This window comes from Bradyrhizobium sp. CFUWI, from assembly GCF_056429085.1.
The window spans coordinates 97,914-118,435 of the sequence record NZ_JBWJZE010000020.1; the positions used below are offsets into that span (position 1 = coordinate 97,914).

At 64.8% G+C, this 20,522-nt stretch carries 20 protein-coding genes; 12 read left to right on the plus strand and 8 right to left on the minus strand.

Annotated features, from left to right (window positions below):
• Positions 1–40 precede the first annotated feature (40 nt).
• Together xerD and AC066S_RS31445 are read right to left on the minus strand one after the other, a co-directional pair.
• Complete coding sequence (xerD, locus tag AC066S_RS31440) at positions 41–997, minus strand: site-specific tyrosine recombinase XerD (protein WP_478271427.1); 957 nt, start codon at positions 995–997, stop codon at positions 41–43.
• Between the two features lie 17 nt (positions 998–1,014).
• Positions 1,015–1,161, minus strand: coding sequence for a hypothetical protein (locus AC066S_RS31445; protein ID WP_035685402.1), 147 nt, complete (start codon positions 1,159–1,161; stop codon positions 1,015–1,017).
• A gap of 172 nt (positions 1,162–1,333) precedes the next feature.
• Here AC066S_RS31445 and AC066S_RS31450 point away from each other — a divergent pair, with 172 nt between their 5' ends.
• From AC066S_RS31450 to AC066S_RS31460, 3 genes are all read left to right on the plus strand, one after another.
• On the plus strand, positions 1,334–1,957 hold the full coding sequence (locus tag AC066S_RS31450; protein ID WP_478271428.1) for a shikimate kinase: 624 nt from the start codon (positions 1,334–1,336) through the stop codon (positions 1,955–1,957).
• The gene (gene aroB, locus AC066S_RS31455; RefSeq protein ID WP_478271429.1) at positions 1,954–3,096 is read left to right on the plus strand and encodes a 3-dehydroquinate synthase; all 1,143 of its coding nucleotides are present in this window, start codon (positions 1,954–1,956) and stop codon (positions 3,094–3,096) included. Before AC066S_RS31450 ends, aroB begins: the two co-directional genes overlap by 4 nt.
• A 67-nt stretch (positions 3,097–3,163) precedes the next feature.
• Positions 3,164–4,516 (plus strand): hemolysin family protein, encoded by a 1,353-nt coding sequence (locus AC066S_RS31460; RefSeq protein ID WP_126260725.1) that lies wholly within the window; start codon positions 3,164–3,166, stop codon positions 4,514–4,516.
• A 127-nt stretch (positions 4,517–4,643) separates the two neighbouring features.
• On the opposite strand, the gene AC066S_RS31465 is transcribed toward AC066S_RS31460, so the two are convergent.
• Positions 4,644–4,922 carry a BolA family protein gene (locus AC066S_RS31465; RefSeq protein WP_205680535.1) on the minus strand — a complete coding sequence of 93 codons (279 nt, stop codon included), beginning with the start codon at positions 4,920–4,922 and terminating at the stop codon, positions 4,644–4,646.
• A 96-nt stretch (positions 4,923–5,018) separates the two neighbouring features.
• On the opposite strand from AC066S_RS31465, the gene AC066S_RS31470 reads away from it, so the two are divergent.
• Positions 5,019–5,651: a J domain-containing protein gene (locus tag AC066S_RS31470; protein ID WP_126260727.1), complete on the plus strand. Its 633-nt coding sequence runs from the start codon at positions 5,019–5,021 to the stop codon at positions 5,649–5,651.
• A 149-nt stretch (positions 5,652–5,800) separates the two neighbouring features.
• Here the strand turns inward: AC066S_RS31470 and AC066S_RS31475 are convergent, their stop codons facing one another.
• The gene (locus AC066S_RS31475) at positions 5,801–6,895 is read right to left on the minus strand and encodes a citrate synthase/methylcitrate synthase (RefSeq protein ID WP_478271430.1); all 1,095 of its coding nucleotides are present in this window, start codon (positions 6,893–6,895) and stop codon (positions 5,801–5,803) included.
• Positions 6,896–6,973: 78 nt separating this feature from the next.
• On the opposite strand from AC066S_RS31475, the gene AC066S_RS31480 reads away from it, so the two are divergent.
• The gene (locus AC066S_RS31480; protein ID WP_126260729.1) at positions 6,974–8,191 is read left to right on the plus strand and encodes a citrate/2-methylcitrate synthase; all 1,218 of its coding nucleotides are present in this window, start codon (positions 6,974–6,976) and stop codon (positions 8,189–8,191) included.
• A 268-nt stretch (positions 8,192–8,459) separates the two neighbouring features.
• Here the strand turns inward: AC066S_RS31480 and AC066S_RS31485 are convergent, their stop codons facing one another.
• On the minus strand, positions 8,460–8,969 hold the full coding sequence (locus tag AC066S_RS31485) for a methyltransferase family protein (protein WP_478271431.1): 510 nt from the start codon (positions 8,967–8,969) through the stop codon (positions 8,460–8,462).
• A gap of 786 nt (positions 8,970–9,755) precedes the next feature.
• Between AC066S_RS31485 and AC066S_RS31490 the strand changes: the two genes are divergently transcribed.
• A complete protein-coding gene (locus tag AC066S_RS31490; RefSeq protein WP_164718966.1) occupies positions 9,756–9,917 on the plus strand; it encodes a hypothetical protein in 162 nt (53 codons plus the stop codon).
• A gap of 881 nt (positions 9,918–10,798) precedes the next feature.
• Positions 10,799–11,038 carry a hypothetical protein gene (locus AC066S_RS31495; RefSeq protein WP_135171709.1) on the plus strand — a complete coding sequence of 80 codons (240 nt, stop codon included), beginning with the start codon at positions 10,799–10,801 and terminating at the stop codon, positions 11,036–11,038.
• 165 nt (positions 11,039–11,203) lie between these two features.
• Here the strand turns inward: AC066S_RS31495 and AC066S_RS31500 are convergent, their stop codons facing one another.
• Positions 11,204–11,857, minus strand: a complete 654-nt coding sequence (locus tag AC066S_RS31500) for a DedA family protein (RefSeq protein WP_126260731.1) — start codon at positions 11,855–11,857, stop codon at positions 11,204–11,206.
• 310 nt (positions 11,858–12,167) lie between these two features.
• Between AC066S_RS31500 and cobS the strand changes: the two genes are divergently transcribed.
• The 5 genes from cobS to AC066S_RS31525 all read left to right on the plus strand — a co-directional run bounded on the left by cobS (position 12,168) and on the right by AC066S_RS31525 (position 18,269).
• Positions 12,168–13,151: a cobaltochelatase subunit CobS gene (gene cobS / locus AC066S_RS31505; protein ID WP_430642544.1), complete on the plus strand. Its 984-nt coding sequence runs from the start codon at positions 12,168–12,170 to the stop codon at positions 13,149–13,151.
• Between the two features lie 142 nt (positions 13,152–13,293).
• Positions 13,294–15,195, plus strand: a complete 1,902-nt coding sequence (gene cobT / locus AC066S_RS31510) for a cobaltochelatase subunit CobT (RefSeq protein WP_478271432.1) — start codon at positions 13,294–13,296, stop codon at positions 15,193–15,195.
• Complete coding sequence (locus AC066S_RS31515; RefSeq protein WP_478271433.1) at positions 15,192–16,274, plus strand: esterase-like activity of phytase family protein; 1,083 nt, start codon at positions 15,192–15,194, stop codon at positions 16,272–16,274. Before cobT ends, AC066S_RS31515 begins: the two co-directional genes overlap by 4 nt.
• Positions 16,275–16,508: 234 nt before the next feature.
• Positions 16,509–17,621, plus strand: coding sequence for an NADH:flavin oxidoreductase/NADH oxidase (locus AC066S_RS31520; RefSeq protein ID WP_478271434.1), 1,113 nt, complete (start codon positions 16,509–16,511; stop codon positions 17,619–17,621).
• Between the two features lie 240 nt (positions 17,622–17,861).
• Complete coding sequence (locus AC066S_RS31525) at positions 17,862–18,269, plus strand: hypothetical protein (protein WP_126260736.1); 408 nt, start codon at positions 17,862–17,864, stop codon at positions 18,267–18,269.
• 292 nt (positions 18,270–18,561) lie between these two features.
• Here AC066S_RS31525 and AC066S_RS31530 read toward each other — a convergent pair whose 3' ends face one another.
• Positions 18,562–18,861, minus strand: coding sequence for a PilZ domain-containing protein (locus AC066S_RS31530; protein ID WP_164718967.1), 300 nt, complete (start codon positions 18,859–18,861; stop codon positions 18,562–18,564).
• Between the two features lie 349 nt (positions 18,862–19,210).
• On the minus strand, positions 19,211–20,522 hold a 1,312-nt coding region (locus AC066S_RS31535; RefSeq protein WP_478271435.1), incomplete at its 5' end, for a DUF2235 domain-containing protein.

Below are 20,522 nucleotides of genomic sequence, written 5' to 3' on the forward strand. Positions count from 1 at the left end.
AATCCCGGATGTCGCTTCGCTCATCCGGGCTACGAAAGTCCTATTTCTCCGCCAGCGGGTGCAGGTCGCGCACCAGGCTTTTCAGCCGCTCCTCGACCACATGGGTGTAGATCTGGGTGGTGGAAATATCGGTGTGACCGAGCAGGGTCTGCACGATGCGCAGATCCGCACCATTGTGCAGGAGGTGGCTGGCAAAGGCATGGCGCAGCACGTGCGGGGAAACCAGCCGGGCCTGCAGGCCGGAGGCGATTGCGAGCTCCTTGAGGTCGCGGGCGAAATGCTGCCGGGTCAGATGTCCGCTCTCGCCGAAGGAGGGGAACAGCCATTTCGAGGCGGCGAGGCCATTCTTCTTGTCGGCTTTGGCGGCGTCGGTCGCGGCGAGGTAATCCGCCATTGCCTGCCGCGAGGCCTCGTTGAGCGGCACCAGGCGTTCCTTGTTGCCCTTGCCGCGCACCACGATCATGCGCGCATCGCGCTTGGCCGCCGAGCGCGGCAGCGCCACCAGCTCGGAGACGCGCAGGCCCGTGGCGTAGAGCACCTCGAGCAGGCAGTAGAGCCTTAAGGCGCGCAGCCGCTTCGCCGGCGAGGCATCTTCCGCCTCGCTCAATTCCTTGGCGCGACGGAGCATGCGGTCGACATCGGAGATCGACAGCACTTTCGGCAGGCCACGGCCGCGCTTGGGGCCGGACAGGATCGCGGCGGGATCCTCAGCTCGGATCCGCTCATTCAGCAGGAAGCGATAGAGATGCCGCATCGCCGACAGCCGCCGCGCCACGCTGGTGGATTTGAAGCCGCGGCTGTCGAGATCGGCGAGGTAGTCGCGCAGCGTCTGCGTCTCGGCGTCCGCAAAGCTGCGGCCGACGCGGCCCAGAAATTCCGAGAAATCGGTGAGGTCGCGGCGATAGGCGTCGAGCGTATTGGGCCCGGCGCCCTGTTCCGCCGCGAGCATGTCGAGGAACAGGCCGGTGAGCTTGGCGTCTGAGGGCGGGTTGCGCATGCCCGTCAGGCTAGCCCCTATTTCTTGAGAAACTTGTCAGGCGGAATCGTCACCGTCATTTCCCGCGACTTGGGCGTGACGAAGTTGGCCAGCGCGAAGACCACGCCATAGACGATGCCGGCGATCACGGCGACGACCGTCAGGAAGCGGAACAGGCTGGGCATCGGGCAAGATCTCGGGAGAAGGTCCAGACGGGCAAATTAACCAATGAAATCATCCAACATGTTCGCCGTTTCGTGGCAAGAGTCCTCTGGCGAGGCCCCTTCCGGGGTCGTATAGGTGGCCGAAGTGCGCCGCCTTTGGCGGCAGATCGAGCGGGATCCAATCGAGCGAGACATGTCCGACGCCGCGTTGCCGATACCAGCTTCGCCCGAAGCCGACATCCTGTCGGCGCTGAGATCGCGCTCGATCGTGCTCGTCGGTATGATGGGAGTGGGCAAATCCACCATCGGCCGCCGCATGGCTCTCAGGCTCAAGCTGCCCTTCGTCGACGCCGACAACGAGATCGAGACCTCGGCCCAGATGACCATCCCGGAGATCTTCGAGCGCCATGGCGAGGCCTATTTCCGTGACGGCGAGGCGCGGGTGATCGCGCGGCTGCTCGACGGCGGGCCGGTGGTGCTGGCGACCGGCGGCGGCGCCTTCATGCGCGAGGAGACGCGCAAGCGCATCGCGGCAAAGGCGGTGTCGATCTGGCTCAAGGCGGACCACGACGTCATCATGCGCCGCGTGCGCCGCCGCGCCGACCGCCCGCTGCTGCAGACCGCCGATCCCGAAGGAACCGTGACGCGCCTGCTCACCGAGCGCGAGCCGGTCTATGGCCATGCCGACCTCACCATCGCCTCGCGCGACGTGCCGCACGACAGAATCGTCGAGGAATGCATCGAGGCGCTGCGCGCCCATCTTTGCGGCGAACAGGCCGCTCCACCATCTGCCGACGTAGCGAGTGCGTTGAGATGACTGCGCCGTTGAAACATTCCGAGCCCGTCAAGGTCGAGGTCGCGCTGGAGAATCGCGCCTACGACATCGTCATCGGCCGCGGCGTGCTGGCCTCGCTCGGCGAACGCGTGGCGCGTTTGCGTCCCGGCGTGCGCACCGCGATCGTGACGGATCGCAACGTGGCAAAGCACTGGCTCGAACCCGCCGAGGCCTCGCTCGCGGCGAGCGGCATCCCGACCTCGCGCATCGTGGTCGAGGAAGGCGAGATCTCCAAGACCTATGCCGGCCTGGAGAAGGTCAGCGAAGCCCTGATCGCCGCGAAGATCGAGCGCAACGATCTCGTCATCGCGCTCGGCGGCGGCGTGGTCGGCGATCTCGCCGGCTTTGCCGCGGCGATCCTGCGCCGCGGCGTCGATTTCGTGCAGGTGCCGACCTCGCTGCTGGCCCAGGTCGATTCCTCCGTCGGCGGCAAGACCGGCATCAACTCGCCGCAGGGCAAGAACCTGCTCGGCGCCTTCCACCAGCCGGTGCTGGTCATCGCCGACACCGCCGTGCTCGACACGCTGTCGCCGCGCCAGTTCCGCGCCGGCTATGCCGAGGTCGCCAAGTACGGCGTGCTCGGCGACGAGGCCTTCTTCTCCTGGCTGGAAAAGAACCATTCCGACATCGTCAAGGGCGGCTCCGCGCGCGAGCACGCGATCGCGACCTCCTGCCGCGCCAAGGCGGGCGTCGTCTCCCGCGACGAGCGCGAGACCGGCGAGCGTGCGCTGCTCAATCTCGGCCACACCTTCGGCCACGCGCTGGAAGCGGCGACCGGCTTCTCCGACCGCCTGTTCCACGGCGAGGGCGTCGCGATCGGCATGACGCTGGCGGCGCAGTTCTCGGCAAAGCTCGGCATGATCGGCGAGCAGGACGCCGCCCGCGTCGAGCGGCATTTGATCGAGGCCGGCCTGCCGACCCGCCTGCAGGATATCGCCGGTTTCGCGCAGGAAGGACTTGCCGATGCCGACGCGCTGATGGCGCTGATGGCGCAGGACAAGAAGGTCAAGCGCGGCAAGCTCACCTTCATCCTGCTGGAGGCCGTCGGGCGCGCGGTGATCGCCAAGGACGTCGAGCCGGCCCCGGTGCGCGATTTCCTGCAATCGAAACTATCGCAGTGATGGCGGGACCGTTCAGGCCGGCCGCCCGCGAAACGGCGGGGAATGCCGAGGCGGTCGCGAGGCAAACATGAGTTCGATCACGATCAATCTGCTGCTGGCGGTGCTCTTGCTCGCCGCCAATGCGTTTTACGTGGCTGCGGAATTTGCGCTCGTGAAGAGCCGCGGCTTTCGCGTCAAGGCCATGGTCGAGCAGAATCGCTTCGGCGCCCGCCTGTTGCAGACGATGATGGGAAATATCGAATCCTATCTCGCCTGCTGCCAGCTCGGCATCACCATGGCTTCCCTCGGTCTTGGTTGGATCGGTGAGCCGACCGTGTCTGCGCTGCTGAGCCCGATCCTCGAGCCGATCGGCCTGTCGGAGGCCACGCTGCATTTCGTCTCGTTCGTGGCAGGTTTCCTGGTCTTCTCGTCGCTGCACATCATCATCGGCGAGCAGGTGCCGAAAACGCTGGCGATTAGGGAGCCGATGCCGGTGTCGCAGTGGATTGCCTATCCGCTGCATGTCTCCTACCTGGTGTTCTATCCGCTCAGCTGGTGTCTCAACGCGGCTTCGAGCGCGATCCTGCGTCTGATCGGGGTCCAGGAGTTTTCGCAGCACGAGATCCTGACGGATTCCGAGATCGAGGGCTTGGTCGAGGAATCGGCCGTGCACGGCAAGATCGAGAGCGGCGAGGCCGAATACATTCACAACGTCTTCCGCCTTGGCGAGCTGACCGTGTCCGACGTGATGGTTCATCGCACCGCCATGGTGATGATCAACGCCGATTTGCCGCCGGAGGAGCTGGTGCGTGAGGTGCTGGCCACCGAGTACACCCGCATTCCGCTGTGGCGCGAGAAGTCGGAGAACATCATCGGCATCCTGCACGCCAAGGATCTGTTGCGGGCCATCCGCGCGTCGGAGGGCGATACCTCGCGCATCGACGTCACCACCATCATGCTGCCGCCCTGGTTCGTGCCGGAAATGCGGCCGATATCCCAGCAGCTCAAGGCGTTCCGCCGTCGCAAGACCCATTTCGCGCTCGTCGTCGACGAGTATGGCGAGGTCGAAGGCCTCGTGACGCTGGAAGACATTCTGGAGGAGATCGTCGGCGATATCTCCGACGAGCACGACGTGGTGGTCGCCGGCGTACGCCGTCAGCCCGACGGCTCGGTCGTGGTCGACGGCTCGGTGCCGATCCGCGACCTCAACCGCGCGCTGGACTGGCACCTGCCCGATGAAGAGGCAACGACGGTCGCCGGCCTCGTCATTCACGAGGCGCGCTCGATCCCCGACCGCGGCCAGAGCTTCACCTTCCACGGCTTCCGCTTCCGCGTGCTCCGCCGCGAGCGCAACCGCATCACCGCGCTCCGTATTTCGCCGGTGGCACGCGAGGCGGAGCTGGAAGAGGCGAAGCCGAGAAGGGCCGGGACGTCGTTTTAGCCTCACGCTCGGTGTCATCGCCCGCGCAGGCGGGCGATCCAGTACGCCGCAGCGGCTCGGCCTGGCCGCGCCGTCGCGGAGTACTGGATGCCCCGCTTTCGCGGGGCACGACAGCGGAGTTTTACGGCTAGCCTTCCCCCGGCGCCTTGGCCTGGATCGCCAGGGCGTGAACGCTGCCGGAGAGTTCCGCGGCCAGCGCCGAATTTATCATGCGATGGCGCTCCACCCGGCTCTTCCCTTTGAAGGCCGCAGACACGATATAGACGCGGAAATGTGTCTCACCGCCCGGCCGATGGCCGGCGTGGCCCTCATGCAAATGTGACTCGTCGACGACTTGCAGGCTTTCCGGCGTGAAAGCTTCCTGCAACTTGTTGCTGATAGTGTCTCGCATAGCCATTTGTGCCATTCGGGTGCAGAGGTCTCGCCCCGTTGATTGCCGGGTTTTCGGCGAATTGCAATGTCAAGACTTGAACGTTTTTGCATTGCGTAGTCAAAGTCAGCCATGCCGATCGATTCATCAAAATTCTTCGACTCCATCCGCGTCAAGCCGCGGGGCAAGCAGCCGGACGTGAAGCCGCGCGACACCGCCGTCGGCTGCGAGTGGGCCGGGTGTCAGAACAAGGGCGCGCATCGTGCGCCCAAGGGCCGCGAGAACCAGCGCGAGTATTGGCACTTCTGCCTGGCTCACGTGCGCGAGTACAACCAGAACTACAATTTCTTCTCCGGCATGAATGCCGACGCCGTCGCGCGCTACCAGAAGGATGCATTGACCGGTCACCGCCCGACCTGGAAGATGGGCGCCAATGGCGGCAAGAAGGGTGCGGAAGCCGAGATCGACATGGCGTCCGATCCGTTCAGCATGTTCAGTGAGATCAACGGCCGCGCCAGCTGGCGCAAGGGCCCCGAAGCCGCGCCCAAGGCCGAGACGCGCAAGGTGATGAACGCCGAGCGCAAGGCGCTGCTGGTCATGGGCCTCGGCCCCAGCGCCACGCTCGCCGACGTCAAGACCAAGTACAAGGCGCTGGTGAAGCAGCACCACCCCGACGCCAATGGCGGCGACCGCTCCACCGAGGACCGCCTGATCGAGATCATCAAGGCGTATAATTATCTGAAGACGGTGGTGCGCGAGGCCTAAGGCCTCGCGGCACCTTGTGGTGTCGTCCCGGCTTTCGCCAGTCTCGTAGGGTGGGCAAAGCGAAGCGTGCCCACGCATTTTTGCGATCGAGAGAGATGGTGGGCACGGCGCGTTGCGCCTTTGCCCACCCTACGATTTGACATCCGCCCTCAAACTTCGGGCATCGCCCCCACATAGGATGAGCTCGGCCGGATCAGCCGACCGGTGCGCTGCTGCTCGCGCGCATGCGCGGTCCAGCCTGCGCTGCGCGCCACCGCGAAGATCGGTGTGAAGGCCTGGCGGGGGATCGCGAGCGCGTCGAGCAGGATCGCGGTGAAGAACTCCACATTGGTCTCCAGCGGTCGCTCCGGATTCTTCTTGCGCAGCGCGCTGCGGATATAGGCCTCGACCTCGCCGGCGAAGGGCAGGTCGGCGCCGTCCGCCGAGAGCCGCTCGATCGCCGCCTTAAGCACGTCGGCGCGCGGATCGCGCACGCGATAGACGCGATGGCCGAAGCCCATCAGCCGCTCGCCGCGCGCCAGCGCCGCGTCGACCCACGGCTTGATCCGCTCGCGCGTGCCGATTGCGTCGAGCATTTCCAGCACCGGCTCCGGCGCACCGCCGTGGAGGGGCCCGGTGAGTGCGCAATAGCCGGCCGTGACGGCGGCGAACAGATCGGCTTGCGTCGAGGCCACCACGCGCGTGGCGAAGGTCGAGGCGTTCATGCCGTGATCGCAGACCGTGACGAAATAGGCGTCGAGCGCGGCGACCTCGCGCGTTTCAGGCGCGGCGCCGCGCAGCATGCGCAGCGTATCGGCGGCATGGCTGGCATTCGGATCGGGCGCGACCGGATCGAGCCCCTTGGCGCGGCGCACCAGCGCGCCCGCGATCACCGGAAACGCGCCGACGATGGTGGCTTCATGCTCGAGGCCGTGCTCGGCGCGAAGCCCCGCGACCGCCGCGCGAAACCCGTCGATGATGTCCATGCCGCGCGTCGCCGGCAGCAGGTCCGGCAGGCGTGCGAAGGCGCGCTCGCGCGCCGCGCCCAGGCTTCCCCGCACGTTGGCTTCGCTCAGGGTCGTCTTGCTGGCGCCGTTCCAGAGCCGGGCGGTGACGCCCTCGAAGCTCGACTGGCCCGCCAGCCGGCCGACATGCTCCCCGGCAATGATCAGCTCGCCGCGCTCGCCATCGACATGGCTCAGCACGGTTTCGGCCGCGGCAACGCCGTCCAACCCGATCTGGCTCTTGGTGAGGTGGATATTCATGGCCCAAATCTCCTGTTCAGGGAGCACACAAGGTCAGGCCTCTCGACACATTGATCAATCTTGATTACATAAATCAATATGAAAAATTCGGCGCTCTATTTGTCCGCCCGGGAGGCCGCGGCCGAGCTCGCGATCTCGCCGGCCACGCTGTACGCCTATGTCAGCCGCGGCCTGATCCGCTCCGAGCCGACACCGGACTCCCGGAAGAACCGCTACCGTGCCGAGGACGTCCGGGCCCTGAAGGAGCGCCGGGTGCCGTCGCCGGAGCCGCGCGGCCTGCGCAGCTTCGATGCCGATCTGCCGGTGATGGACACCGAGATCTCGACCATCACCGAGGAGGGCGCGATCTATCGCGGCGTCAACTGCGTCGATCTTTCCGAGAGCGGCACGCTCGAGCACGCCGCCACCTTGCTGTGGGACGTCTCCGGGGTCGATCCGTTCGAGCAGGACAATCAACCCGAAATATCCGAGGAGATGGGCGCGATCGGGCAAGCCGCGCGCCGGGCGGCGCCGATCGACCGCGCCATCGCCGTGCTGGCGCTGGCCGCCAGCGCCGATCCCCGCGCCTTCACCCGTGCGCCCGACGGCCGCGCCATGGTCGGCGCGCGCATCGTTCGTCTGCTGGTGGCGACCATGCTCAATGCCGAGCCTTCGGCCGAGCCGTTGCATCAGCAGGTCGCAACAGCCTGGGCGCCAGACAACAAGCACGCGCCCGACCTGATCCGCCGCGCTCTCGTCCTGCTCGCTGATCACGAGCTGAACGCCTCCACCTTCACCGCGCGCTGCGCGGCCTCGACCGGCCTCAACCTGTACGATGCCGTGATCGCCGGCCTGGCCGCGCTGAAGGGTCCGCAGCATGGCGGCGCCGGCGTGCTGGCCTCGCAGCTCGTCAAGACGCTGATCGATCGCGACGTCGAGCCGATGGTGCGCGAGCGCGTCGCGCTCGGCGAACGTTTTGCTGGCTTCGGCCACGGCGTCTACAAGCGTGGCGATCCCCGCGCGCAATCGCTATTGAATGCGCTGTCGCGCGCCGGCGCGCCGCGCAAATTCACCCGCGAGGTGCCGGAACGCATCGCGGAAGCCACCGGCGAATTCGTCAACATCGACTATGCCCTTGCCGTGCTCGTGCACGCGCTGCGCCTGCCCGGGGGCAGCGAGCTCGCCTTGTTCGCAATGGCCCGCAGCGTCGGCTGGATCGCCCACGCCAGCGAGCAATTGCAGTTCGGCAAGTTGATACGGCCAAGGGCCAGGTATGTCGGGCCGGCGCCGGGGCGAAGGGCGGGGGGCGCGACCTAGCGTCGTCAAGTGATCTTCTCCGCCGTCGTCCTGAAGGCCAGGACCCATACCATCCTCGCGGCAGTGGGAGTTCCGGCAAAACTCTCAAGGACCGGGATATCCCAAGACGTCAGCCTACTAACGCAAAGCGGAAGTCTCCGGCCTGAGCGTGACCGGCAGCATTTGACCCCACAAGAGACATTAGCGGGATCGAAATCCCGCAATGCGAGATAGGCCCTACACGCCCCGATCCGGCGACGATGGCCGCGGCACTCGCACTCGCGGTCGATCAGGACGACGCCGACGTAGAGCCGGGCAAGCGTGGCAACCAGCGCGACACGTTGGCGCAATAGGTGTCGTACTCCGCTCCAAATGTCCTACGCAGCGTCGGCTCCTCATAAGCCAGAACGAAAACGTGGAAAGCGATCCACAGTAGCGCGCCGTAGACCAGAAGCCCTGTGTTTCCGAGGATCAGTCCTTGGCCCAGTACAATCGCCACTAGGGCAAGATAGATCGGATTGCGGACATAACGATTGGGGCCGGTGATCACCAAATGTTGCGGTGGTGCGACCGGCGCTGGCGTGCCACCGCCTTGCAACGCAAATCGTGTGAAGGTTTCGACCAACACCGGAATGCCAAACAGGATCAGAACAACGCCGAACCATCGGATAAGCTGGAGATCGAAGAACGGCGCTTGCAGATGCCATCGCGAAATCGACCACGGCACGACACCGGCGACCGTCGTGGGGGCAATCAGAAAAAAGACCGCCGACCCCAGAGCTGCCAAGCCCCTGGTCATGATGTTGCTCCGGCCTCACAAATCCCAGCGTGCACCCGCGATAGCGACGCGGTCGCGATCGGCGGCCTCATCGTAGCGGCCGGCGATTGGGGCGACAAGGATTGACTGGCCCGGGTCACGCTCCTCAAGACCGCTTATGGCCCTTCGGCGAAGTGGCAGCATCGCTCCATGAGGTCCGCTTGTTGAGGCTTGGCGAACAAGATTTGCTCAGGTTGAGCTCTTCGCATTTTGACCCGGAACAGAAGTCGCGTTAGGCGGCGCGAGCCAATCGGTAACCAACGCAGCTTTTGGTCAGCCGCGGGAAGAATGAGTAACCGGACAGCGACAAGAAACTTTATTAGAGCGGTCGCCTGCGCCGCTTGGCCCAGATGCCTCGGACTTTCGATCGCTTGCGGCTGCTTCTTTCAACGGTCTTCGATACGCGAGCACGAAGATCCCGAAGTTCGGCAAGTTGACAGTTGAGCAACCAGACTCGTTGATCCAAAATGACCATACGGTCGTAGATCTGACCACGATTACTCATTGCGAATCCCAAGAAGTGCAACTGCTAAAAACACTCACGTTCGCAAAAATGGCGTTCCGTTGGATGGTAGCATCTTTTCACGTAAAAGATGTGAAACGGCACACATGCCGCAGGCCGTGCTATGGTGACCAGACTGAGCGAACGTCCGAAACTAGGGCCGCCTCAGCGCAATCGTCATAAATACGTCATGTTGGGGCGCAGAACCTTCTTGGGGTGGCCGGCCTTGTCTATGGTGGCATGGCCGCCAGTATGGCGAGTGCGACATGACGGAAAACGCGCAATTGCATGAAGATCGACGCAGCCGATTATTGGAAGCCGCGATCCATGAGATGGCGCGGTTTGAGCGGCAAGAGAGCGAATTCCGCAAGAAGGATCGCGAGGAGCGCGCGGCCGCATTGCGACTTCCTTTGGACAAAATCAATTAGCTGCGTCACATCACCGTCATCTGGCTTTTTTTAGCCTGTAGGCGGCGGGGCCGTCCCCCGTCGTGCTTGCAACCTCCCCGTCCAAGGTGGGCGGGGAGCTTTTTCAGTCCATCGTTTTCATCGGGAATGATCAGGGTGAGCGATCCAGAGAATCTTCCGAAGACTCGGATCGCAGTGACAATCTATCGTCGCCAAACTGGCCAATGAACGTGGGCTTTGTGGTAGTGATCGCGCTAGTATTTGCCCTCGCAATGGTGCGACGCTCACCATAGCGATTCTCTCACGTAGACATTGAAAACCTGTCAACAACGGTTACGGCGTCAATCAAGGAGTCCGGAAATGGCCCGCTGCCGACCTCCGCGCAGAGAGCCGCTTCGTCTGCTTTCGACAGGTAAGCCGATCACGGTGAAGCGACTGCCGAGGGCAGCCTTTGACCCAAAGCGGACATGCAATTTTAGGGAGTATTAACACCTGCCGCGCACGTTGGCGGTGACGATGATCGCGTGTCTAGAGAGTTGCCTTGAGATCGTTTTCGCGAATTGTAGTGATGGTCGTTGTTTCACTATTAGTGCTCACGACCGGCGCGGGCGGATACGCGCGCAATTTCGCGGGACTCTTCGTCCTATTCAGCATGTTTTGGGGACTGCCACTTCTCACTCTCATTTCGTTGTTCCACTTTCTCGACAAGCGCTTTGGACCCCGCGCTCGCTATCCAATAGCAGCAATCGGGCTTTGCCCTCTCGTGCTCGTCCTCTACATTGGTCGAGGCGATCCTACGTTTATGATGGCAGCTGTTCTGTCGGGACTCGCTTGGTCTGCCGCTTGGTTAATTACGTCCTGCAGCCTTGCATCTAAGCCCTCGCAGTCGATCCGAACGGCAAATGGCCAACCAGCAACGTGAAAAAGCACGCCCGCTGTGGTCCGCTTATGGACTGAAGCTGGGTGTAGGCTTGGCCCTTGCCATTCTTGTAGGTCCCTATTTCTACGGATCGCCGCGTTATAGAGCACTAAAGAAAGAGTGTATTGAAACTGGCATGGAGTATTCGGATGCTCCATCGGACGACGATTTGCACCGCTTGTGGATGGCTTGCCGCAAGATAGGCTTCGGTGCTCCGTTGTGAAAAAGAGGCAAGCGAACTAGGTCGGCTGTTGGGCCTTGGCCGACTAGCCATGGCCAACTTGCCATGTCTGGTTTTGAAGACTGATCGGGCATCGGCACGGGCTGATTGAGTTGAGGACACGCCCGAATGGCCCTGGCTTTCGCCAGGACGACCATCAACTGAGCGTCATGCCTGCGACTTCGCCGCCGCGACGCCATTGCGGCGGTGACGGATCCACAGGGCCAGACCCGCCACGATCGCAACGCCCACGACGGTCAGCATCCAGATGTGCTTGCCGACATGCCCATGAAGATGCAGCCCGGCATATTCGTGCAGGGCCGAGACCGCCAGCACGCCCGGCAGTACATGGGCGGGCGCCCAGGCCAGAATGGCCGGGATGTTCACCGCGTAGAATTTGGCCGGTGCCATGCCGAGCGCGCCGGCGGTCACGGGGACGAAGGCCCGGACCGGCGGCACGAAGCGGGCGAAGAACACGGCCCAGGTGCCGAAGCGGTTGAAGAAGCTCTCGCTCTCGGCGACCACGCGCGGGTAGTTGGTCAGCGGCCAGGTGTTTAGAATCTCGCGCTGGCGCCGGTGCCCGATCCAGTAGGCCGAGCCGTCGCCGAGCACGGCGCCGAGCGCGGCCGCCAGCAACACCCATTGCAGCTTGAGTTCGCCGCCCGGGACCAGGGCGCTCAGCGCCAGGATGATGGTCGAGCCGGGGATCACCGATCCCACCACCGGCACGGCTTCGAGCAGCGCCGCCAGGAACAGGGTCAGATAGCCCAGCCACGGATGGGCCGAGACGAAGGATATGAGCGGATCGAGAAAGGACGTCACGTCGTCTCTGGCGGGCTGGAGCACGGGGCTTGCGACCCTACATAAGTAAAGGCATGCGGCCAAACTGCCATTCGCGTGGGCGGTCCCCGCGAACCCGCCCGAATTTGGGCGTGATTCGCAAGGCAGCCCTCCAAAAACTGCGTTCCTTGCCTATCTAAATGAAAAGACAACGGAACTTTGATTGGCGGGCGGGCTTCTGCCGGCCACTTGACTCTGATAGGTTGAGTTTCAGCACCCAGCCGCAGCCAACGTGCGAATAACCGGTTTCGGGACCGCCCGGGACCTCGGAGGATTGATGACGACCGCCGCCATGTCCAAAGTTGAGGAAGTTTCCGGTCTGCCCGACATGAAGGTGTCGGTGCGCCAGGTGTTCGGGATCGACAGCGATCTCGAAGTGCCGGCCTATTCCGAAGTCGATCCTCATGTGCCCGAAGTCGATTCCGACTATCGCTTCGACCGCGCCACCACGCTCGCCATTCTCGCCGGCTTCGCCCGCAACCGCCGCGTGATGGTGACCGGCTATCACGGCACCGGCAAATCCACCCATATCGAGCAGGTCGCGGCCCGTCTGAACTGGCCCTGCGTGCGCGTCAACCTCGACAGCCACATCAGCCGTATCGACCTCGTCGGCAAGGATTCCATCGTGGTCCGCGACGGCAAGCAGGTCACCGAATTCCGCGACGGCATCCTGCCCTGGGCGCTGCAGCACAACGTCGCGCTGGTGTTCGACGAATACGACGCCGGCCGCCCGGACGTGATGTTCGTGATCCAGCGCGTGCTCGAAGTCTCCGGCCGCCTGACGCTGCTCGACCAGAACAAGGTGATCAAGCCGCATCCGGCGTTCCGCCTGTTCGCCACGGCGAACACGGTCGGTCTCGGCGATACGTCGGGCCTCTATCACGGTACCCAGCAGATCAACCAGGGCCAGATGGACCGCTGGTCGATCGTCACCACGCTGAACTATCTCAGCCATGACGAGGAAGTGGAGATCGTGCTGGCCAAGGCCAAGCACTATCGCACCGGCGAAGGCCGCGACATCGTCAACAAGATGGTTCGCCTTGCTGATCTGACCCGCAACGCCTTCGCCAACGGCGATCTGTCGACGGTGATGAGCCCGCGCACGGTGATCACTTGGGCGGAGAACGCCGACATCTTCGGCGATATCGGCTTTTCGTTCCGGGTCACCTTCCTCAACAAGTGCGACGAGCTCGAGCGTCCCCTGGTCGCCGAGTTCTACCAGCGCTGCTTCAACGCGGAGCTGCCGGAATCGGCGGTCAACGTGGCGCTGAGCTGATCTCTCACGGTGTGTTGTCCCGGCGAACGCCGGGACCCATACCGCGTGATGTCTCGATTGAAACGACGCTGATAGTTTCCTGACACAAGAGCGGCCGGTGGTTATGGGTCCCGGCGTTCGCCGGGACGACAGATAGGGTCAGATGACCACCTCCAACTCCAAATTCCGCAGCAGCAAGGAAGCACCGACCGAGCCGTTCAAGCGCTCGGTCGCCTCCTGCCTGAAGGCGATCGCCAAGACGCCGGAGCTCGACGTCTCCTTCGCCGCCGAGCGCCCGGGCCTCGCGCCCGGCAAGGCGCGGCTGCCCGAGCCCGCGCGCAAGATGACCAAGCGCGATGCGGCGGTCGTGCGCGGCCATGCCGATTCCATCGCGCTCAAGCTCGCCTGTCATGATGCCAAGCTGCATCGCAAGCTGATGCCGGGCAATCCGCAGGCACGCGGCGTGTTCGAGGCGGTGGAGCAGGCGCGGGTCGAAGCGATCGGCGCGCGCCGCATGGCGGGCGTGGCCAAGAACCTCACCGCGATGCTCGACGACCATTTCCATCGCGGCAAGTTCGACGAAATCACCGACCGCGCCGACGCCCCGCTCGCCGACGCGCTGGCGATGCTGGTGCGCGAGCGCCTCACCGGCATGGCGCCGCCGACCGCCGCGAAGAAGATGGTCGATCTCTGGCGGCCGATTCTCGAGGACAAGATCGGCAAGCGGCTCGACCGGCTCGATAGCGTCGTCGAGGACCAGACCCGGTTCGGCGATGCCGTGCACGACCTCTTGTCCGCGCTCGAGCTCGGCGACGAGCGCAACGCCGACAGCGAGGACGATGACGACAACGATGAGAACCAGGACGGCGACAACGACCAGTCCGGCGCCGAGGGCTCGCCCGATTCCGATGCCGCGCAGGAGATGAGCGCCGACCAGGCGCAGGCGACCAGCGAGGAGATGAGCGAGAGCGCGATGGAAAGCGCGCAGGCCTCGACCTCCGACAGCTTCGACGACGGCGAGCTCGGCGACGACGAGACGCCGGGCGAGGCGACGCGGCCGAACCAGCACGGCAAGAACGAGCCGCGCGGGCCGGAATATCACGCCTTCGCGCCCAAGTTCGACGAGGTCATCGCCGCCGAGGACCTCTGCGACCATGACGAGCTGGAGCGGCTGCGCGCCTATCTCGACAAGCAGCTCGCGCATCTGCAGGGCATCGTCGCCCGCCTCGCCAACCGGCTGCAGCGCAAGCTGATGGCGCAGCAGAACCGCGCCTGGGAGTTCGACCTCGAAGAGGGCATTCTGGACCCCGCGCGCCTGTCGCGCGTCGTCACCGATCCCTATCATCCGCTGTCCTTCATGCACGAGAAGGAGGCGACGTTCCGCGACACCGTGGTGACGCTGCTGCTCGACAATTCCGGCTCGATGCGCGGACGGCCGATCACGGTCGCCGCGACCTGCGCCGACATCCTCGCCCGCACGCTGGAGCGCTGCGGCGTCAAGGTCGAGATTCTCGGCTTCACCACGCGCGCCTGGAAGGGCGGGCAATCGCGCGAGGCCTGGCTTGCCGCCGGCAAGCCGGCCAATCCCGGCCGCCTCAACGATCTCCGCCACATCATCTACAAGTCGGCGGATGCGCCGTGGCGTCGTGCGCGGAAAAATCTCGGCCTGATGATGCGCGAGGGGCTGCTGAAGGAAAACATCGACGGCGAGGCGCTGGATTGGGCGCACAAGCGCCTGCTCGGCCGGCCCGAGCAGCGCAAGATCCTGATGATGATCTCGGACGGCGCGCCGGTCGACGATTCCACGCTGTCGGTCAATCCCGGCAATTACCTCGAGCGGCACCTGCGCCACATCATCGAGGAGATCGAGACCCGCTCGCCGGTCGAGCTGATCGCGATCGGCATCGGCCATGACGTGACGCGCTATTATCGCCGCGCGGTGACGATCGTGGACGCCGAGGAGCTCGGCGGCGCCATCACCGAGAAGCTCGCCGAGCTGTTCAGCGAGACCGCCACGGCGCCCACGCAGGCACCCGGCCGCCCGCGGCGCAAATTGCATTCGTGAGCACGCATTCATCCCGCCGCAGCTTTCTTCAGTACGCAGCGGCGGGATTCTCCACTCTCGCAGCCTCCCGCATCGCGCTGGCGCAAGCCCCCGCCGAGCCGCCGCCGCGCGCGCTTCAGGTCGAGAACGCCGTCACCGACCCCGTCAGCGTCGAGGTCAATGCGCGCCCCATTCCCAATTTCGAGCCGCGCGACCGCACCCGCACGCGCTTCGGTTCGCTGGAGTACCGCAGCGGCCTGGTGCTGACCTCGCCCTATCGCGGCTTCGGCGGCTTGTCCGGCATCCGGCTCGATGCCAGGGGTGAGCGCTTCCTCGCGGTGTCCGACCAGGGCGGCTGGTTCACCGGCCGCATCCGCTATGCCGACGGCAAGATGGTTGGCCTCGACGAGGTCGAGGCCGCGCCGCTGCTCGGTGCCGAGGGCCGGCCGATCACGGAAAAGCGGCTGTGGTGGGATTCGGAATCGATCGCGCGCGACGGCAGCCTCGTCTATGTCGGGCTCGAGCGCGTCAACCAGATCCTGCGCTACGATTTTGCCAGGGGCGGCACGCGCGCGCGCGGCGAGGCGATTCCGGTGCCGGCGGGCGTGCGCAGGCTGCCGTCCAACAAGGGGCTGGAGGCGCTGGTCGTCGTGCCCAAAGGCAAAGACCATAGCCTGCCGCTGGCGGGCACCCTGATCGCCTTCTCCGAGCGCGGGCTCGACGCCGACGGCAATCTCACAGCCTTCCTGATCGGCGGCCCCACGCCCGGCCAGTTCAGCGTGCGCCGCACCGAGAAATACGATATCAGCGATGCCGTGCTGCTGCCCTCCGGCGAGCTTCTGATTCTCGAGCGCAAGTTCTCCTGGTTCACCGGCGTCAACATCCGCATCCGCTCGATCCCGCTGAAATCGATCGCGCCCGGCGCGCTGGTCGACGGCCCCGCGCTGTTCGTCGCCGATCTCGGCCACGAGATCGACAACATGGAAGGCATCGACGCCCACGTCACGCCCGAGGGCGAGACCGTGCTGACGCTGATCTCCGACGACAATTTCTCGATGCTGCAGCGGACGCTGCTGCTGCAATTCACGCTGGCTGAGTAGGGCACCAATCCCTCCCCGTCATTGCGAGCGCAGCGAAGCAATCCAGGATCCTTCCGCGGCGGCAGACTGGATTGCTTCGCTGCGCTCGCAATGATGACGTGGAGGTAGGCTCGCATCCAGGGACTAGGCGCAATGCGTGCCGCCACTACCCGCCATTCCCTACGCGCGGCTGGCAATCCGCACCTCGCTCACTAAACTCCTCCCATTGCCCTCCCACCTTCGGAACTCCCCCGCATGAGCGTCCTGTTTTCCCCGATCGAGCTGCGCGGCCTGACCTTGAAGAACCGCATCGTGGTGTCGCCGATGTGCCAATATTCGGCCGAGGACGGCGTCGCCACTGACTGGCACTTCACCCACGTCAACAATCTCAGCCTGTCGGGCGCTTCGATGTTCTGCATCGAGGCGACCCATGTCGAGGCGATCGGCCGCATCACGCCGGGCTGCCTCGGGCTCTACAGCGATGCCTGCGAGGGCGCGCTGCAACCGATCCTCGCCTCGGTGCGCAAGCATTCCTCCACAGCCATTGCGATGCAGCTCGCCCATGCGGGCCGGAAAGCGAGCAGTGCGCGGCCCTGGGACGGCGGCCAGCTGATTCCGATCGAACAGGGCGGCTGGCAGACGGTGGCGCCGTCGGCGGTGCCGCACAAGGAGGGCGAGGCCGCCCCGCTCGCGCTCGACGCCGTGGGCCTGAAACGCATCCGCGAGGCCTTCGTCGACAGCGCCAGGCGCGCCGCGCGCCTCGGCATCGACGCCATCGAGCTCCATGGCGCGCACGGTTATCTCATGCATCAATTCCTGTCGCCGATCTCCAACAAGCGCACCGACGAATATGGCGGCAGCCTGGAGAACCGCATGCGCTTTCCGCTCGAGGTGTTCGATGCGGTGCGCGCCGCCTTCCCGCACGACAAGCCGGTCGGCATGCGGGTGTCCTCGACCGACTGGGTCGAGGGCGGCTGGGATCTTTCGCAGACCATCGCATTCGCCAAAGCATTGAAGGCGCGCGGCGTCGACTGGATCGATGCCTCCTCCGGCGGCGTCTCGCCGCTGCAGAAGATTCCGCTCGGTCCCGGCTATCAGGTGCAGTTCGCCGAGGCCATCAAGCGCGAGACCGGCCTTGCCACCATCGCCGTCGGCCTGATCACGGAGGCGAAGCAGGCCGAGGAGATCGTCGCATCCGGGAAGGCCGACATGGTCGCGCTCGCCCGCGGCATGCTCTACGACCCGCGCTGGCCCTGGCACGCCGCCGCCGAGCTCGGCGGCGAGGTCGAAGCCCCGCCGCAATATTGGCGCTCGCAGCCACAGACGCAAAAGGCGCTGTTCGGCAAGACCACGTTCGGGGCGCGGTAGCTTCTTCACCTCTCCCCGCTTGCGGGGAGAGGTCGAATTCGATCGCAGATCGAATTCGGGTGAGGGGGTACAGGTGCGGCTACAATCTCACGTGTGGAGAGAGGCCCCTCACCCCAACCCTCTCCCCGTAAGAACGGGGAGAGGGAGTTCGCGCGCTATATCCGTAACTCTCCTCCGAGCTTCCACACTCCCCCAATCTGGCCTAACCTCTGCGCAGTCAATTCCTCGCGGAGGCCCGCCATGCGTTATCCCGTCCGCAAAACGGCTCACATCTTCGAGCGTGTCGGCCTTGCGATGGCGGGCGCCGCGTGCGGGCTGTTCGTCGGCGCCTATGTCGGCTCGGCGATCCCGGCGCTGACCACGCAGGGTTTCCTGCTGCTGATGATGCTGCTCGGCGGGATCGGCTTCTATCTCGGCATCGACACGCCGCAGATGCCGTTCGACGATGCGCACAGCCAGATCGACGCCGCCGAACTCATGAGCTCTGCCGGCACGCTCTGCGCCACGCTCACCGCCTTCGTCTCCGTCGCCGTCATCGTGCTCCGCCTCGATCCGCATGTGGGCTGGACCTGGCTCGTCTTCGCCGGCTGGATCGCCGGCGTCGCCATGCAGATCGTGGCGGGAGCAAAGGCCAGGATGCGGAAGTAGTTTCATTGTAAGAGACGATCGCGCCCCGCACTCGCTGCGTTCCCTCCCCGCTCTTGTCCGCCGAAGCCTCGGCGAAGGCGGATGTGGGGGAGGGCTAGGGAGAGGGGTAGCCACACGGCGAGCTCTATCGAACGAGGCGAGACTTTATTGCCGCTTCTTCGCCTATGACCGACACCTTTTGCTGGGCCACCCCTCTCCCCAACCCTCCCCCACAAGGGGGGAGGGAGCCGAGCGGAGTGTGGGGCGACGTTGTTGCGAATGCGTCCGCGCTCAGCGCAAGCAGCCGCCTGGCCTAAAACACCACGCCCACGCGCGTGCCGCGCTTCCAGGCGATGCGGCAGCGCTTCTTGGTGTTGACGTGCAGCAGCTCAAAGCGGTCGGGGATGTTGACCTGGCCGCCGAGATCGACGCAGGCGCCGCCGGGCGAATAGTCGATCAGCGTGCAGGGGATCACCGGCGCGCGCGCATCGGTGATGATCTTGGCCTGGCGCGACACCAGCCCGGCCGGCTTCACGCGGGCATATTTGCGTGGGAATTGCGGCACCGTCTCCTCCAGCCTCCGCAAGGTTTCGCGGCGTGTTCGAGGGACCATGATGGAACGCAGATGATGCCGATCCAGCTAAGGCGCGCGGGAGAATTTTAATGAAAAGTGTCGGCGAAGGAAGAAAGCAAAGGTAGCGGGCCACCCTCTCGGCCGGGGCAATCGCATAGGGGAGCGATCTCGCCCGTGGCCATCCTTCGAGACGCCCGCCGTTGGCGGGCCCTCAGGATGAGGACCGGGTGTGCGGCATCTGTTTCGACGAGCACCAATGCTGCTTAGCCTCATCCTGAGGAGACCGCTGAAAGCGGTCGTCTCGAAGGACGAGGCGTGCGCTCAGGATCCCGCAAGGCGGGATATGCGATAGCCCTGCCCCCAGGAGGGAGAGAGAGCGCGCTCCCCATCACCCCGTCACGCTCTCCCCCGCCGCCAGCTCCACCCCCGGGGCCACCGGCATCGGCACCGTCACATAATCCTTCGGCAGATTCACCGGCCGATAATCAGGCTCCACCGCCATCCGCTTCAACACGCTCTCATGCACATGCGCGCCTTCGGGAATGGGGCGCGGCTCGCAATCGGGGATGTAGAAGCCGAAAAACACCTTCCGCTCCGGCCACTCCCGGTACGTCGCGCGCTTCGGAAAGAACTCCAGCAGCCGCCAGCCCGCCGTCATGGAATTGTGCAGCATGCCGGTCTTGCCGGTATAGGCCGGCTCGACGTATTTGAACGGCGAGTTCTTGCGCTGGATGCCCCAGGCGAGCTGCTTGATCGTCGCCGGGTTGAAGTTCAGCCCCGCCTTCTCCGCCTCCGCGATCATCCACAGCAGCGGATATTTGGACTCGCCGCTCTCGGCCTCGGCATAGCCGCCGCCGACGTCGCAGTGCACGCCGGCGAACCACACCTGCAGGATGTCCTGCGGCACCTTCTTTTCATCGGGCACGTAGCGGTTGCTCCAGAACTCCTGCGGCTCCTCATATCTGTTCAGGCGGAACATGCGGCGGCGCTCGTCGATCGCGATCGCCTGCCGGAAGATCCTGACGCTCGGGTTGCGCCGCGTGAAGGCGAGCTCCTCCAGGCTGAACAGGAAGAAGAAATTGTCGCGCCGCGGCACGATCACGCTCGCCACGGTGTCCCACACGCCGATGAAATGGATGGTCGGCCAGCGCGTCGAGGTGATGCGCGCGAACTGCGCGGCGAGGTCGAATTCGTCCTTCGGCAGCGGCCCGCTCTCGTCGAACGCGACGTCGCTGAGATCCTCGACGTCGTTGCCGCGCCCGGTGCCGGAATATTGCTTGTAGGCGACGAGGCCCGAGCCTGCGAGGTTCGCCTGCTCCGGCCTGATCAGGCCGATCTTGTGGATCAGCCCCGCCAGCACGCGAACAGTATAGGCCCCGCGCGAAAAACCGAACAGATAGATGCGGTCGCCCGGCGCGTAATGCTCGACCAGGAAGCAATAGGCCGACAGCACGTTGTCATCGAGCCCGTAGCCGGTGGCGAGCCCCAGCACCAGATTGATATTGGCTTTCAAGCGGTGCCACGTCGTCGGCTCCGTCACCGTGCCGACCCCGGGATCGTAAAACACCATCTGCCGCGGCTGCGTTCTGTCCGTCTTGCGCAGGCAGCGATACAGCTTCAGGACGTTGGAGATGTTCTCCGAAATCTCGTTGCCGGTGCCGTCACAGCAGATGACGAGGTTTTTGGGGGCTGGGTGGGGG